This window comes from Lysinibacillus sp. OF-1, assembly GCF_028356935.1.
Classification (GTDB): Bacteria; Bacillota; Bacilli; order Bacillales_A; family Planococcaceae; genus Lysinibacillus; species Lysinibacillus fusiformis_D.
In genome coordinates this window covers 594,568-608,033 of sequence record NZ_CP102798.1, presented here as the reverse complement: position 1 = coordinate 608,033, position 13,466 = coordinate 594,568, and the positions used below count along the sequence as shown (strand labels likewise).

The window sequence follows — 13,466 nt, the reverse complement described above, 5'->3', positions numbered from 1 at the left end:
AAATATGTTTTTTATAGTTTAGTCCTAAATTCACAAAATAAAAGGCTGTATTTAAAGTAACAAATGTACTTTAAACACAGCCCTCTCATTTCTATTATGCGTATAATGGGTGTCTATCTGTTAATGCTTTTACACGATCTTTTGCTTCTGCTTTAACTGCTTCATCTTCAGGATTTTTAAGAACCGCAGCAATAATTGCTCCAACTTCTTTCATATCCTCTTCTTTAAAGCCGCGAGAAGTAACAGCTGGCGTACCGATACGAATACCAGAAGTAACAAATGGCGATTCTGTATCGTAAGGAATTGTGTTTTTATTCGTTGTAATACCTACTTCATCTAGTGCATGCTCTGCTACTTTACCTGTTAAACCAAGTGATTTTACATTTAACAGTAATAAGTGGTTATCTGTACCACCAGAAACGATTTCAACACCTTCAGCAATTAGTACTTCTGCTAAAGCTTTGGCATTCGCTTTAATTTGCTTTGCATAGTCTTTAAATTCTGGTTGTAATACTTCGCCAAATGCTACAGCTTTTGCAGCAATGACATGCATTAATGGACCACCTTGAATTCCTGGAAATACAGATTTATTTAATTTTTGCTCCCATTCTTTTGAAGCAAGAATTAAACCACCACGTGGTCCACGTAATGTTTTATGCGTTGTTGATGTAACAAAATCAGCATACGGCACTGGTGATTGATGTTCACCAGCAGCTACAAGACCAGCAATGTGTGCCATATCCACCATGAAGTATGCACCCACTTCGTCTGCGATTTCACGGAATTTAGAGAAGTCAATTTCACGTGGGTAGGCAGAAGCACCAGCAACGATCAGTTTTGGTTTATGTTCTAATGCTTTTTGACGTACATCTTCATAATCGATTACTTGATTTTCTTTCGTTACACCATATTCCACAAAGTTATATAGGATACCAGAGAAGTTTACTGGAGATCCATGTGTTAAGTGACCACCATGAGAAAGGTTCATACCAAGAACTGTGTCACCTGGTTCTAAAATTGTATGGTAAACAGCCATGTTTGCTTGTGCACCAGAGTGTGGTTGTACATTAGCATATTCTGCTCCAAAAATTTCTTTCACGCGATCACGTGCAATATTTTCTACTACGTCTACATGTTCACAACCACCGTAGTAGCGTTTACCTGGATAGCCTTCAGCGTATTTATTTGTCAGTACTGATCCTTGTGCTTCCATAACCGCTTCGGAAACAAAGTTTTCAGATGCAATCAATTCAATATTTGCTTGTTGACGTTTTTTTTCTGCAAGAATTCCGTCTAATACTGCTTTGTCTTGTACTGCTAATTTTTCATATGCCATGTTTGAAAAAGCCTCCTAAAGTATCGTTAATTATCTATACCACTTATAATAAGGGTACTTATTTATATATTGCACGTTCTCCGCCAATTAGCTTTGGACGTGTTGTTGCAACCGTAACAATCGCTTCTCCCACCATTTTCACTGATGTTCGAACGGGAACAGCTACTGCTTTCAAATGCATACCAATTAATGTTTGTCCAATATCAATACCTGCATGTGCCTGTATTGTTTCAACAACCACTGGATTAGCAAATTGTGTATAGGCATAAGCAGACATCGATCCACCTGCTGTACGTACTGGAACTACTGCTACTTCATCATAGCCAAATCGTTCAGCCGTCGATGCCTCCATAGTAATAGCGCGGTTAATATGCTCACAGCCTTGGAATGCTAAATGTAATTGATGTTTCGATGCAAATTCTTGTAACGGCTCATAAATGGCTTCAGCTATTTCCAATGCCCCTGCTGTGCCAATTTTCTGACCAATCACTTCAGATGTAGAGCACCCTACAACAAAAATTGTATGAGGTCGTAACGTTACCTGCTCTTCAAACTCACTGAGTAACTGAGTCAAATGCGTTCGTATTTGTTTTACTACCATTAAGCTCAGCTCCTTCATCTATATCCATTAAAATCATGCCATATAGGACATCCTTGACGAATGCCATATATGGAATCATGAAACAATTATTGCTCTAGCTCAGCAATTTTTTCTATGCGGCGTGTATGACGACCACCTTCAAACTCTGTTTCTAGCCAAGTTTGGACGATTTCACGTGCAAGGCCTGGACCAATGACACGTTCACCCATGGCTATAATATTTGAGTCATTATGGCAACGTGTTGCCTTGGCACTGAATACATCATGCACTAATGCACAACGAATGCCCTTCACCTTATTAGCAGCAATGGACATACCAATTCCTGTGCCACAAATTAAAATACCTTTATCAAATTCTCCATTAGCAACACCTTCAGAAACAGGTTTTGCATAATCAGGATAGTCTACTGAATCCGCAGATTGTGGACCAAAATCTTCGTAGCTAATATGAAGTTCATCTAATAGCTGCATAATCTCACGACGTAAGTTGTTGCCTCCGTGATCAGAAGAAATTGCTATTCTCACTGGGTTCCCTCTTTTCGAATTATAGTCACCCTTAGTGTACCACTTCTTTCTGAAGAATAACATGATTTTTCTTGTTTTTTTATGCTGATTTCTCCTGAAAGACGAACATTTATTGTATATTAACATAAAAATATTCACTTTTAAACCCGTTTTTCTGTGGATAATGTGAATATCATGTTAATAAGTTCGGATAAAGGTCCTTTGTTGTAATATTCCATCTTCTGAAGTTTTTTTAGCTTTTCACTTACGATGGACATAAATACTTTGACAGAGTGTGATCTTAAGATGGACGCTCTCTAATAAAAAAGGCTATACATAAATCCGATTTTACGTCGCATTTATGTATAGCCTTTAGAACTATGCTTGTCTATCAAATTGTTGAATCATCTTATGCAATGCTTCCGATTGCTTTTTCAAACTTTGAGCCAAATGCTCTACCTGCTCGATAGCATAAGCTTGCTCCTCAGCGGCGCTACGAACTTCCTGTGCACCTGCTGACGTTTCTTCAGCAATGGCTGCAACTTCTTGTGATTGGCGAGCTGTCGTTTCAATATTATGCATTTGCTGTTCAATTAACGAGGAAATTTCAACAATTGCTGTTGCCATTTCATGTACGTTGGAAGCCATACCTTCAACGGCTGTCGTTGTTTCAGAAACGCGATCAGCTTCCTTCGTCGCAAATGCTACTTGTTCATTCATTTGTTTAACAACCACCTCTACATTTTGCTGCATGGACTGAATTAAAGCTGTAATACCTTGGACAGCTTTCGCACTTTCATCAGCCAAACCGCGAACTTCCTCAGCTACCACTGCGAAGCCCTTTCCATGCTCTCCTGCTCGTGCTGCTTCAATCGAGGCATTTAATGCCAGTAAATTTGTTTGTGCCGCAATGTCACCGACTAAGCTAATAATCCGTTCTACTTGGCCAGCATTTTCTTCAAGTGCATGAATACTTTTTAGTGCCTCATTATTACCTGTAGCAATTTGCTGAATACTATTCACTAATATTTCGATGGCCTTTGTTGTTGTCGATAAATTATGTAGAATCTCTTTTGATTGTGATGCTGATGCTTCTGCTCTACTATTTACTTCTGTTGCAAGAGCTCGCACATCTTCAATAGCTTCGGCAGTGTCTTGTACAGCTGTTGCAGATGCTTCTGCTCCTGCAGATATATGCTTCACAGTAGAGGCAATTCCTTCTGCCTTTCTAGTTGCCACTCCCGCCTCATCAGATAGCTGAATAATTGATTGATTTGTTTGCTGAAAGTTTTGATCGATACTTTCCACCATTTGACGCAGATTTAACACCATTTGTTGGAACGCCTCAGCAACGGATCGAATTTCATCATTTGTTTTAGGCATTTGCACATCCTGTCCAATTTTCCCCTCAGCTACAAGGATTGCTGAATGTTCGAGCTGCTGTAAAGGTTTGATTAAGATCACGCTTAACAACGCCGCTAATATACCTGACCATATAATACCTAATGCGTAGGTAATTACCTCAAAAACCATTCGATTCGTGTCTGGGAAGAAAGTAGGTTGTAAAAACTCAATGAATATAAAACTGACACTGTAGGTGATAAGCGCAAGTACACTAACAAATAATACCAATTTAAGCCGTAAACCAAATTGTTTTTTCATAGGGCCCCTCAATTCTTTTCAAGTTTTTGTATTAATTGATCAACTAATTCCTTTAATTCTGCAAATGTTGCTTCATATATTGCTTTATTGCCACCATAAGGATCTACTACATTTTCCAGACTGCCCTCATTTGTATATTCTTTCAAGGTAAATACTTTATGTTCAGCTTCTGGATAATTTGAAATCACGGCGTCTTTGTGAGCAGTCGTCATCGTTAAAATTAAGTCTGCCCATGCCATTTCTGTCATTGATAATTGCGTTGCAAAATGCTGATGTGACATTTGCGCTTCATTTAACACTAGTTGTGCATGTGCTGACATTTGTGCATTTGGCATGGCATAAATACCTGCTGAGCGCACCTCTACATTGTTGATTTGTTTATGTTTTAAAATAACTTCTGCCATCGGACTGCGACAAGTATTGCCTGTACAAACAAATAATATTTTCACACTTATCACTCTCCAATTTCATTTATTGTTGAATAGCTAGAATGCTCATGATAATAAATATAACGCCAGCAGCTATTTGAATTTTATTGCCAAAAAATACTTGGCTTCTACGGGCAATGACTAATGAACCATAAGCGCAAATTAGAGCGCTCAAGCCTGCACTCATGATAAAAATAGTTTTTTCTAAGTTAAGCATACCAAAAGAAACACTAACTGAAAAGGTATCTAGGCTTGCAGTCACAGCCAAAATTACAGGTGATATTGTTACTTTTTCATCTCGATGAGAGAATAATAGTAAATGCATACCAATACAAAATAATAAAATACTTGAAATCCATTGTCCCCATTCTAATAGAAATCGAACTAAATAGCTTCCTAGCTCAAAGCCTAACAACGGGAAAAGCATATGCAATGCTGCTGTCCATAATGACAAAAATAAGCGATATCTAACATTTGGCAGTAAGACATATAGACCAATCACATCAACAGACGTTAGTATACCTGCAAGAATTCCCTGCAAGAACGCACTCCTTCTCTCCCTAATATTTTATCATTTTATGCTCGAAAATACATTATTATCATAATTGTCCACAATAGTTTTTCTTTTATATTTTGTAATGATAAACAAAAAGGACAAAAGACATGATTTATATCAATGTCTTTTGTCGCTAATGTACCTGAACTATATTCATTTATAATGAATACCATTTGCCTCCAGAGGCCTTTTCAAGTCTATTCATGATAGCTGCTCCTACACCTTCTGTTGAGGTTGTTGTTGCTAATATAATGGTAGCGGCGGTTTTATCACATGCTCTAAGTGCATTGTATAAGTTCGCACCCATTTCTTGTTTACTTCCAGCTTCACCAATTGAGAAGTAAAAATCAGCTTTGATATCTTCAAAATTCACTGGTGCAAGCAATGCTACTACATGTCCTTCTCGCTGCATTCGCTGAACAGCCTCGCTGACTTTCTCATAATGACAATCTATTAAATACACAGGAGCATTTGGAGCATAATGTGTATATTTCATGCCTGGTGCTTTAGGCGTTGTTTCTAGCTTCTGCTCTATATTGGTTGGTTGAATAACGGGACCTATCTTCGCCTCAAGCATTTCCTTTGTAATGCCACCTGGACGTAAAATTACTGGAGGTTCATGTGTCACATCTAACACAGTAGATTCAAGCCCAATGCCTGTAGAACCTCCATCCAAAATATAAGGTATGTATCCTCCCAAATCATCTAATACATGGACTGCCTCTGTAGGGCTTGGTTTACCGCTACGATTGGCACTTGGTGCAGCAAGCGGTTTTTGAAGCTGCTGTAGCAATGCAAGTGCTACTGGATGATTCGGCATTCGAATGCCCACTGTTGATAACCCAGCTGTGACACTTTGTGCTAAAACATTTGGCTTTGCTGGCATTACAAGCGTTAAGGGGCCGGGCCAAAAGAAATCCATGCACTGTTTGGCTACTTCAGAAATTTGATCGATATAAATGGCTACTTCCTCTTTTGTCCCCACATGGACAATTAAAGGATTATCTGAAGGTCGGCCTTTTGCTTCAAATATCTTTTTCACTGCCAAATCATTTGTGGCCACTGCTCCTAAGCCATAAACCGTTTCTGTCGGAAATGCTACTACCTCTCCCGCATTTAAGATATCCACAGCTTGTGTATAATTAATCTGACTATTCACATTACTGTCCACAACCTTGCAAACGGTTTCCATCATTAAAACCTACCTTCAATTATTGGTTTTTACTGAATTATCCACATAATGTTTATAACTTACGAAAAAATGTGTATAAGTTGTCTGAATTTGTGCACAATTCATTCAAAAAGTCCTTTAATCCATTCCCATATAAAGAATGTTACTTGCTCTTTTTCTTCTTTTACTTCTTCTTTTACTTCTTCTTTTTCAGGCTCACAAATAGATGGAAAGATACTGCACCACCAGTTATCCCCACGTGCATCACCAATCTTCACAACAATCGAGTGATACACATTTTGTGGATAGAGTATAGCACCTTGTCTTTTTGGTGGAAATAAGTTATCCCCAATGACAATCTGTGTATCCATCTGTGGATAATTTTCGCTCAATTCTGTTTCAATTTGTTGTTTTAGCGAAAGAATTTGCTCACTCCCTACATTGCCAGCAGTGGCTACTTGCATAAAGTATGGCTTTAATTCTTGGACAAGCTGCTCTTTCTCTAGCTGATCTTGTGTCGTATTACTGTTCGCAATAACACGTATACGAAAATCGTTTTCTTGCTCATCATTGGTAGCTTCCTTGGCAAAGCCTACTAATGATGGAATATATAAAATACATAATTGTAAAGCAATCGCGATTAATACTAGTCTAGCAAAAGCTAGAAAGATATTTTGTTTAGGTAATCTAATAATCTTGTATTCATTTAACATATAAATCCCTCCTTGCTCAACATTGTTGGCAAGATTAAGAAACTTTATACATGAATCTCACAAAAAATCATTCGAGGCTTACCGTTAATATCTTTTTCTATTGAAACTGTCGCATGTGGAAAACTATCTTGAAAGAATTTGGCTACTTGCTCACCTTGTGTATAACCGATTTCTAACCCAATCAATGCTGGTTTATTCATGTAGGCTGGTAGTTGCTCAGCTAATTTTCTATACAAAATCAGACCATCTTCCTCAGCAAATAGTGCACTATGTGGCTCATGCTCTAGTACAACATTCGACATTTCCTGTGCCTCATCAAAGGCAATATACGGTGGGTTTGATAAGACAACATCCAATTTTTCTCCTGCAAGTGGCGCTGTTAAATCGCCCAACCTAAAATCAATATCAGCCTCTAATCGTTGAGCATTTTTTTGCGCCGTCGCTAGTGCATCCTGTGATAAATCAGTGGCTATAACAGTTAGCGCTGAACATTCCAGTTTCATCGAAATAGCAATAGCTCCACTGCCTGTACCGATATCAGCCAACTTCAGGGTTTGTTGTGAAAAAAGTTTAGGCAGGCGATTGATTGTACCAAGTACTAGCTCCTCTGTTTCTGGCCGAGGAATTAAGACAGATTCATCGACTAGGAAGGAGCGGCCATAAAATTCTTCACTTCCAACACAATATTGTACAGGGCGGCCATTGACATGTTCTTCTATGAGCGCTTTAAATTTCACTTGCTGTGCTGCTGTTAATTCATCCTGTAAGTGCAACATAACTTCTGAATAACTTGTACCAAGTACATGTTGCATGACGATACGTGCTGCTGTTTGCTCACGACCATTATCCACTAAAAAAGAAGAAGCCCACTCTAGGGCCTCCATCACATTTTTATAAGTCATCATTTAATCGCTCTAACTTCGATGCTTGTTCTTCTAAAATAAGGGCATCGATAATCTCGCCTAGTCTTCCTTCGACGATTTGATCTAGCTTTTGAATCGTTAAACCTATACGGTGATCTGTTACACGGTTTTGTGGATAATTGTATGTGCGAATTCGCTCGGAGCGATCGCCTGAGCCTACAGCAGATTTACGTGTAGCATCAATTTCTTTTTGTGCTTCTTGCATATACATATCAGCAACACGAGCACGTAGAATTTTCATGGCTTTTTCACGATTTTTAATTTGTGAGCGTTCATCCTGCATCGAAACCACAACACCTGTTGGTAAATGGGTCATACGAACAGCAGACATCGTTGTATTTACAGATTGACCACCAGCACCTGAAGAGGCAAATGTATCTACACGAATATCCTTTTCATGGATTTCAACATCTACTTCCTCCACTTCAGGTAAACACGCAACTGTTGCCGTCGATGTATGAATACGACCTTGAGATTCGGTAGCAGGGACACGTTGTACGCGGTGTGCACCATTTTCGAATTTGAATTTTGAATAGGCTCCTTGTCCGTTAATCATAAAGATTACTTCTTTATAGCCGCCCATTGGGTTTGGTGTAGCTTCCATAATATCAATTTTCCAGCCTTGTGTTTCCGCATAGCGAGAGTACATACGGAATAAATCACCCGCAAAAATATTGGCCTCGTCACCACCAGCTGCTCCACGAATTTCCATGATAACGTTTTTATTATCATTAGGATCTTTAGGAATTAATAAAATGCGTAGACGTTCTTCTAGCTCTTCCTGCTGTGCTTTTAATAGGTTAAATTCTTCCTTTACCATCTCATGCATATCAGGATCTTTTTCACTATCTAACATTTCACGAGTATCTACTATCTGCTCTTTAACACTTTTATATTCACGATAAGTATCCACTGTTTCTTGGATATCTGATTGTTCCTTAGAATATTCACGTAATTTCTTACTATCATTCACAATATCCGGATCGCTCAAAAGCTCTGTTAGCCTTTCATAACGATCCTCCACTGCTTGTAATCGATCAAACATGGATTTCACCTCTATTTAGTTTTTTAAGGTATGCTCCTTTTTGACAAAGAAGCTTTTATTCAGTAATTACAATGTTTATTTCCACTACTTAGTATAAGAAAAATTTCGCATGTATGCTACTTTTTCTTAGCGTATCCACCTGTCTATTGGCTTTAAAGTGGTGGCTGTGCGTGACATTTTCGACAAACCGGATAATACGAGTCATTACCACCAATTTGAATTTGATCACCTGTGTAGACTGGCTTTCCACTTTCATCTACTCGTAAATTCATTGTTGCTTTTTTATGACAGAACCAGCAAATTGTTTTCATTTCCTCAATTTTATCTGCATATGTAAGCATGTATTGGCTACCTTCAAATAGCTCATTTTGAAAATCATTTTTTAAGCCAAAGCCCATCACGGGGATGTCCAATTTATCCACAATGTTAGCAAGTTGTAAAACATGTGCTTTTTTTAAAAATTGAACTTCATCCACAAGCACACAGTATGGCTTGACAGTATTGGATTCCACTAGTTCAAAAATATTTGTATCCTCATAAACAGGGATGGCTTGTTGGCGTAAACCTACTCGACTGGAAACAAAGCCAACCTCATCACGTGTATCTAAACCTGAAGTAAACATCATCACAGGCTTTTGTTGTTCTTCATAATTATGGGCAACTTTTAGAATTTCTATTGATTTTCCACTATTCATTGCACCATGTTTAAAATATAGCTGTGCCATTCTGTCTTCTCCCTTTCTTTATGTCAATGTGGATTTTGAAAGGTATTGCATCAACGTGTATTATTTACTGAAAAAAATACCTGCCAAGCGCATGCTTGGCAGGTATTAAACTAACATTAGTTTTTAAGACCGTATTTTTTGTTGAAACGATCCACGCGACCATCAGCAGACGCGAATTTTTGACGGCCAGTGTAGAATGGGTGACATTCGTTGCAGAACTCGACAACGATGTTTTCTTTTACTGAACCAGTTTTGAAAGTGTTCCCACAAGAGCAAGTTACTGTTGCTTCTTTGTAGTCTGGATGAATTCCTTGTTTCATATTCGTTTTCTCCTCTCGCCCTGAACCATCTGGAACAGAGTATTATCGAACTGTACCTTACATAGCCCGAATATGTCGACTACAAAATTTGCGTCGAAAGGGTCAGCTACATATGTACACGTTGCATACTTTTGAAGTATAGCATAGTCATTTTATTATTTTCAAGTAAAAAATATTAAAAACGAACCTTTCATCTTTCTTATCCACGAACTTCGCGATAATCATTGTCTACTAACCCAATTTGCTCGTTTCGTTCTTTGAAGCGAATATTATGTGATGACACATAGGCTACTTTCGGTGCATCTGGCTCCAAATATAGCTTGGCACTATTTAATGCTAGTATTCCATCCGTAAATGCACCTGCTATTAATCTTACTTTACTAGGATGATCAATAAAATCACCCGCTCCATAGACACCTTCAATGTTCGTTTCACGCTTCTCATTGACAATCGCTACTTCATCTTGGATGTTTAATCCCCATTCTTCAAGTGCACCATAATCACATTTCAAACCATGGTTGACAATGACAGCATCTACCTCTACTCGTTCACTTTCACCTGTCTCTTTATTGACTATGGACACATACTGAATTAAATCACCGTCACCATGCAATTGAACAACCTCATATGGCGTTTTTACACGAACTGAGGATTCTTTCATGCGCAAGACATTTTTTTCATGGCCGCCAAAATCATCTCGGCGATGAACGACTGTAACACTTGCAGCAATTGGCTCTAGCTCATTTGCCCAATCAACTGCAGAATTACCACCACCTGAAATTAACACATGCTTGTGTCGGAAAATCTCTAGTTCCTGTACTGTATAATGTAAATTTGTTACTTCAAATCGGTCTGCTCCTTCTATTTCAAGCTTTTGCATAGAAAGAACACCATACCCCACTGCTAAAATAACTGTTTTCGAAAAATGCTTCTCACCTGTAGAAGATGTCAACATAAATGTTCCATCCTGTTGCTTTTCTAATTTTTCCACCTTTTGATTTAAAACAATTGTAGGATCGAATGTTTTAGCTTGCTCAACAAGTTGTTTAATCAGCTGTCCCCCTAAAATAGGTGTTACTCCGCCGACATCCCAAATCATTTTTTCAGGATAAATTAACATACGACCGCCAAGCTGTGAGCTGTATTCAATAATTTTCGTTTTTAAATCTCGCATCCCACTATAAAAGGCAGTATAAAGCCCAGCTGGACCACCACCAACAATCGTTACATCATATAGTTCTTCTGACATTTCCGTTCTCCATCCCCTTCTGTCTCGATTCGATCATACAGTTTTGAGGTTGTGTTAAGCTACTGCCTGTCTATTCTTTCCGACGAGGATCATACTATTCACACACCATCCACAAACTATAGTTACTCTTTCAATCGCGCCAATAAATATAAGAAATAAGGTGCTCCTAAAACAGCAACCACAATCCCCGCTGGAATTTCTGAAGGCTCTAATATAGAACGACCGATTGTATCTGCCATCAACACTAAAAATCCTCCTAACAGAGCTGCAGTTGGCAGTAAAAACTGATGTTTAGCGCCAACAAGTTGTCGAGCTAAATGTGGTGCAACAAGACCCACGAAACCAATGCCTCCACTTACAGAAACACTAGCTCCAGCTAAACCAACAGCAGCAGCCAATAACCAACGGCGCTCTTTTTCAATAGAGGCACCTAGCCCTACAGCTGTTAATTCGCCTAGATTTAGTACGTTTAATACCCGTGATTTTGCATAAACAAAAGGCAATAAGATAATTAACCATGGTAACAGCGACAGCACAAATCGCCAATTCGAGCCCCAAATGCTACCTGCTAGCCATGTCGCTACAAATTGATAATTTTCTGGTGATAGGCGTAGTGTTAGCACAATCATAGCCGAGCTAATCCCTGCTGCTACAGCTACCCCTGTTAAAATTAAACGCATTGGTGTAATACCTTCATGTCGTCTATAAGAAAGTGAATAAATCAGAACAGCTGTCAAACCTGCCCCTACAAAAGCCAGTACTGGCAGTAAATAAACAGGTGCTGCTTTCGTAGTTGGGAAAAATGATACATAGAGCATGACAGCAAGTCCTGCCCCAGCATTAATCCCTAAGATTCCTGGATCCGCTAAAGCATTTTTGGAAATGCCCTGTAAAATAGCGCCTGAAACCGCTAAGCCCATACCTACTAACACAGCAATCACAATTCTAGGAAGTCTGAACTCAAATAATATAAGTTGCTGTTGTGCATCACCTTGACCAAAAAGTGTGCGCAGAACTTCCATTGGCGTCAGTTTAATAACGCCAGTATTCATACTAATAATAAAGGTAATAATGATTAACACAATGAGTGTAACAAGGATGGAGAAATTTTTTCTTTTCGCCTTAAGCTGACTCGGTGTTAAATAGCTGTTACTCATAGTTCTTTCCCTCCTTTACGTGCTAAATAAAGGAAGAATGGTACACCGATAAAGGCAATTAGTGCGCCAATCGGTGTTTCATAAGGTGGATTGATAATACGTGCTACTAAATCAGCTAACACAACAAGCAATGCCCCATATACTATAGAACAAGAGATAATCCAGCGATAATCATGTCCAACTATGTATCTCGTTAAATGAGGGATAATTAACCCTACAAAACCAACCGCACCGACAACAGACACGGCTGCACCTGCTAAAACTAAAACAATGATCATTCCCCATACTTTTACAACTGCTGTCCGTTGCCCAAGTCCAACTGCAATTTCCTCACCTAAGCTCAGTACAGTGATTGAACGTGATAGGATAAGCGCTCCTATCATCGCAATAAAGATCCATGGGGATAATATTTGTAGATGACTCCATTTTGTACCTGAAACACCGCCAGCATACCAAAATGCTAGGTCTTGTCCAATACGATAATAAAGTGCAATCCCTTCTCCTAACGCTCCAAGCAATGCACTAACAGCTGCACCTGCTAGAACTAGCCGCATCGGTGTTAAGCCACCTTTTGACAGTGAGCCAATACCATAAACAATGGCTACGCCAAGACCTGCGCCTACAAAGGACCATAAAATTAAATACATGTAAGGCAGACCAGGGAAGAAGGCAAAGCACAATGCTAACATAAAGGCCGCTCCAGAGTTCAGACCAAGTAGCCCCGAGTCTGCTAATGGGTTACGTGTCATCCCCTGCATAATAGCACCCGCTACTGCAAAGCTTGCACCTACTAATGCTGCTCCAAGTACTCGAGGTAAGCGAATATCATGGATAATTTGATGTGTTGTTAATTCTGGTGAAAAATGGGTAACTGCTGTCCAAACAGTACCCAATGAAATATCTGCTGCTCCAAAAGAAATCGATAAGCCAATGGCAAATATTAATCCAATTACTCCTACGATTAAAGCCACTACTCCACGGATCGGATGAGATCGTTTCTGTAGCTCCTCTAAATCGTTGAGCTCTCCTACTCCTGTCGACGTAGTCATTTTACTTCCTCCTCATAACTTTCAATTA

General features: G+C 39.0%; 15 protein-coding genes. All 15 read right to left on the bottom strand.

Going from position 1 to position 13,466, the window contains the following annotated elements; translation table 11 throughout:
* Positions 1 to 94: 94 nt before the first annotated feature.
* Positions 95 to 1,336 (bottom strand): serine hydroxymethyltransferase, encoded by a 1,242-nt coding sequence (glyA, locus tag NV349_RS02855; RefSeq protein WP_036123640.1) that lies wholly within the window; start codon positions 1,334 to 1,336, stop codon positions 95 to 97.
* A gap of 58 nt (positions 1,337 to 1,394) precedes the next feature.
* Positions 1,395 to 1,937, bottom strand: a complete 543-nt coding sequence (locus tag NV349_RS02850) for a TIGR01440 family protein (RefSeq protein WP_101966466.1) — start codon at positions 1,935 to 1,937, stop codon at positions 1,395 to 1,397.
* An 86-nt stretch (positions 1,938 to 2,023) separates the two neighbouring features.
* Positions 2,024 to 2,461 carry a ribose 5-phosphate isomerase B gene (gene rpiB, locus NV349_RS02845; RefSeq protein WP_036123645.1) on the bottom strand — a complete coding sequence of 146 codons (438 nt, stop codon included), beginning with the start codon at positions 2,459 to 2,461 and terminating at the stop codon, positions 2,024 to 2,026.
* 357 nt (positions 2,462 to 2,818) lie between these two features.
* Positions 2,819 to 4,102 (bottom strand): methyl-accepting chemotaxis protein, encoded by a 1,284-nt coding sequence (locus NV349_RS02840; protein ID WP_058843798.1) that lies wholly within the window; start codon positions 4,100 to 4,102, stop codon positions 2,819 to 2,821.
* Between the two features lie 8 nt (positions 4,103 to 4,110).
* Positions 4,111 to 4,551, bottom strand: coding sequence for a low molecular weight protein arginine phosphatase (locus NV349_RS02835; protein ID WP_089933002.1), 441 nt, complete (start codon positions 4,549 to 4,551; stop codon positions 4,111 to 4,113).
* A 22-nt stretch (positions 4,552 to 4,573) separates the two neighbouring features.
* Complete coding sequence (locus NV349_RS02830; protein ID WP_036123667.1) at positions 4,574 to 5,071, bottom strand: manganese efflux pump MntP; 498 nt, start codon at positions 5,069 to 5,071, stop codon at positions 4,574 to 4,576.
* Between the two features lie 172 nt (positions 5,072 to 5,243).
* Complete coding sequence (locus tag NV349_RS02825) at positions 5,244 to 6,278, bottom strand: L-threonylcarbamoyladenylate synthase (protein ID WP_036123693.1); 1,035 nt, start codon at positions 6,276 to 6,278, stop codon at positions 5,244 to 5,246.
* A 101-nt stretch (positions 6,279 to 6,379) separates the two neighbouring features.
* Positions 6,380 to 6,970, bottom strand: a complete 591-nt coding sequence (locus tag NV349_RS02820) for a stage II sporulation protein R (RefSeq protein ID WP_271912349.1) — start codon at positions 6,968 to 6,970, stop codon at positions 6,380 to 6,382.
* A gap of 44 nt (positions 6,971 to 7,014) precedes the next feature.
* The gene (gene prmC / locus NV349_RS02815) at positions 7,015 to 7,875 is read right to left on the bottom strand and encodes a peptide chain release factor N(5)-glutamine methyltransferase (protein WP_271912348.1); all 861 of its coding nucleotides are present in this window, start codon (positions 7,873 to 7,875) and stop codon (positions 7,015 to 7,017) included.
* Positions 7,862 to 8,938: a peptide chain release factor 1 gene (prfA, locus tag NV349_RS02810; RefSeq protein ID WP_036123674.1), complete on the bottom strand. Its 1,077-nt coding sequence runs from the start codon at positions 8,936 to 8,938 to the stop codon at positions 7,862 to 7,864. Before prfA ends, prmC begins: the two co-directional genes overlap by 14 nt.
* 152 nt (positions 8,939 to 9,090) lie before the next feature.
* A complete protein-coding gene (locus NV349_RS02805; protein ID WP_036123677.1) occupies positions 9,091 to 9,663 on the bottom strand; it encodes a thymidine kinase in 573 nt (190 codons plus the stop codon).
* 116 nt (positions 9,664 to 9,779) lie between these two features.
* A complete protein-coding gene (rpmE, locus tag NV349_RS02800) occupies positions 9,780 to 9,983 on the bottom strand; it encodes a 50S ribosomal protein L31 (protein WP_004269457.1) in 204 nt (67 codons plus the stop codon).
* Positions 9,984 to 10,182: 199 nt separating this feature from the next.
* Positions 10,183 to 11,232 (bottom strand): NAD(P)/FAD-dependent oxidoreductase, encoded by a 1,050-nt coding sequence (locus NV349_RS02795; protein WP_036123680.1) that lies wholly within the window; start codon positions 11,230 to 11,232, stop codon positions 10,183 to 10,185.
* Positions 11,233 to 11,354: 122 nt separating this feature from the next.
* Positions 11,355 to 12,389, bottom strand: coding sequence for a FecCD family ABC transporter permease (locus NV349_RS02790; RefSeq protein WP_036123683.1), 1,035 nt, complete (start codon positions 12,387 to 12,389; stop codon positions 11,355 to 11,357).
* Positions 12,386 to 13,438, bottom strand: coding sequence for a FecCD family ABC transporter permease (locus tag NV349_RS02785; protein ID WP_036123687.1), 1,053 nt, complete (start codon positions 13,436 to 13,438; stop codon positions 12,386 to 12,388). The genes NV349_RS02790 and NV349_RS02785 overlap by 4 nt, the downstream gene beginning before the upstream one ends.
* Between the last annotated feature and the right edge of the window lie 28 nt (positions 13,439 to 13,466).

Excerpts from the sequence above, each read along its gene's own strand:
- NV349_RS02820 (WP_271912349.1), bottom strand. The coding sequence starts at position 6,970 with ATGTTAAATGAATACAAGATTATTAGATTACCTAAACAAAATATCTTT.
- NV349_RS02825 (WP_036123693.1), bottom strand. The coding sequence starts at position 6,278 with ATGGAAACCGTTTGCAAGGTTGTGGACAGTAATGTGAATAGTCAGATT.
- NV349_RS02790 (WP_036123683.1), bottom strand. The coding sequence starts at position 12,389 with ATGAGTAACAGCTATTTAACACCGAGTCAGCTTAAGGCGAAAAGAAAA.
- NV349_RS02805 (WP_036123677.1), bottom strand. The coding sequence starts at position 9,663 with ATGGCACAGCTATATTTTAAACATGGTGCAATGAATAGTGGAAAATCA.
- rpmE (WP_004269457.1), bottom strand. The coding sequence starts at position 9,983 with ATGAAACAAGGAATTCATCCAGACTACAAAGAAGCAACAGTAACTTGC.
- glyA (WP_036123640.1), bottom strand. The coding sequence starts at position 1,336 with ATGGCATATGAAAAATTAGCAGTACAAGACAAAGCAGTATTAGACGGA.
- prfA (WP_036123674.1), bottom strand. The coding sequence starts at position 8,938 with ATGTTTGATCGATTACAAGCAGTGGAGGATCGTTATGAAAGGCTAACA.
- NV349_RS02785 (WP_036123687.1), bottom strand. The coding sequence starts at position 13,438 with ATGACTACGTCGACAGGAGTAGGAGAGCTCAACGATTTAGAGGAGCTA.
- prmC (WP_271912348.1), bottom strand. The coding sequence starts at position 7,875 with ATGATGACTTATAAAAATGTGATGGAGGCCCTAGAGTGGGCTTCTTCT.
- NV349_RS02850 (WP_101966466.1), bottom strand. The coding sequence starts at position 1,937 with ATGGTAGTAAAACAAATACGAACGCATTTGACTCAGTTACTCAGTGAG.
- NV349_RS02840 (WP_058843798.1), bottom strand. The coding sequence starts at position 4,102 with ATGAAAAAACAATTTGGTTTACGGCTTAAATTGGTATTATTTGTTAGT.
- NV349_RS02795 (WP_036123680.1), bottom strand. The coding sequence starts at position 11,232 with ATGTCAGAAGAACTATATGATGTAACGATTGTTGGTGGTGGTCCAGCT.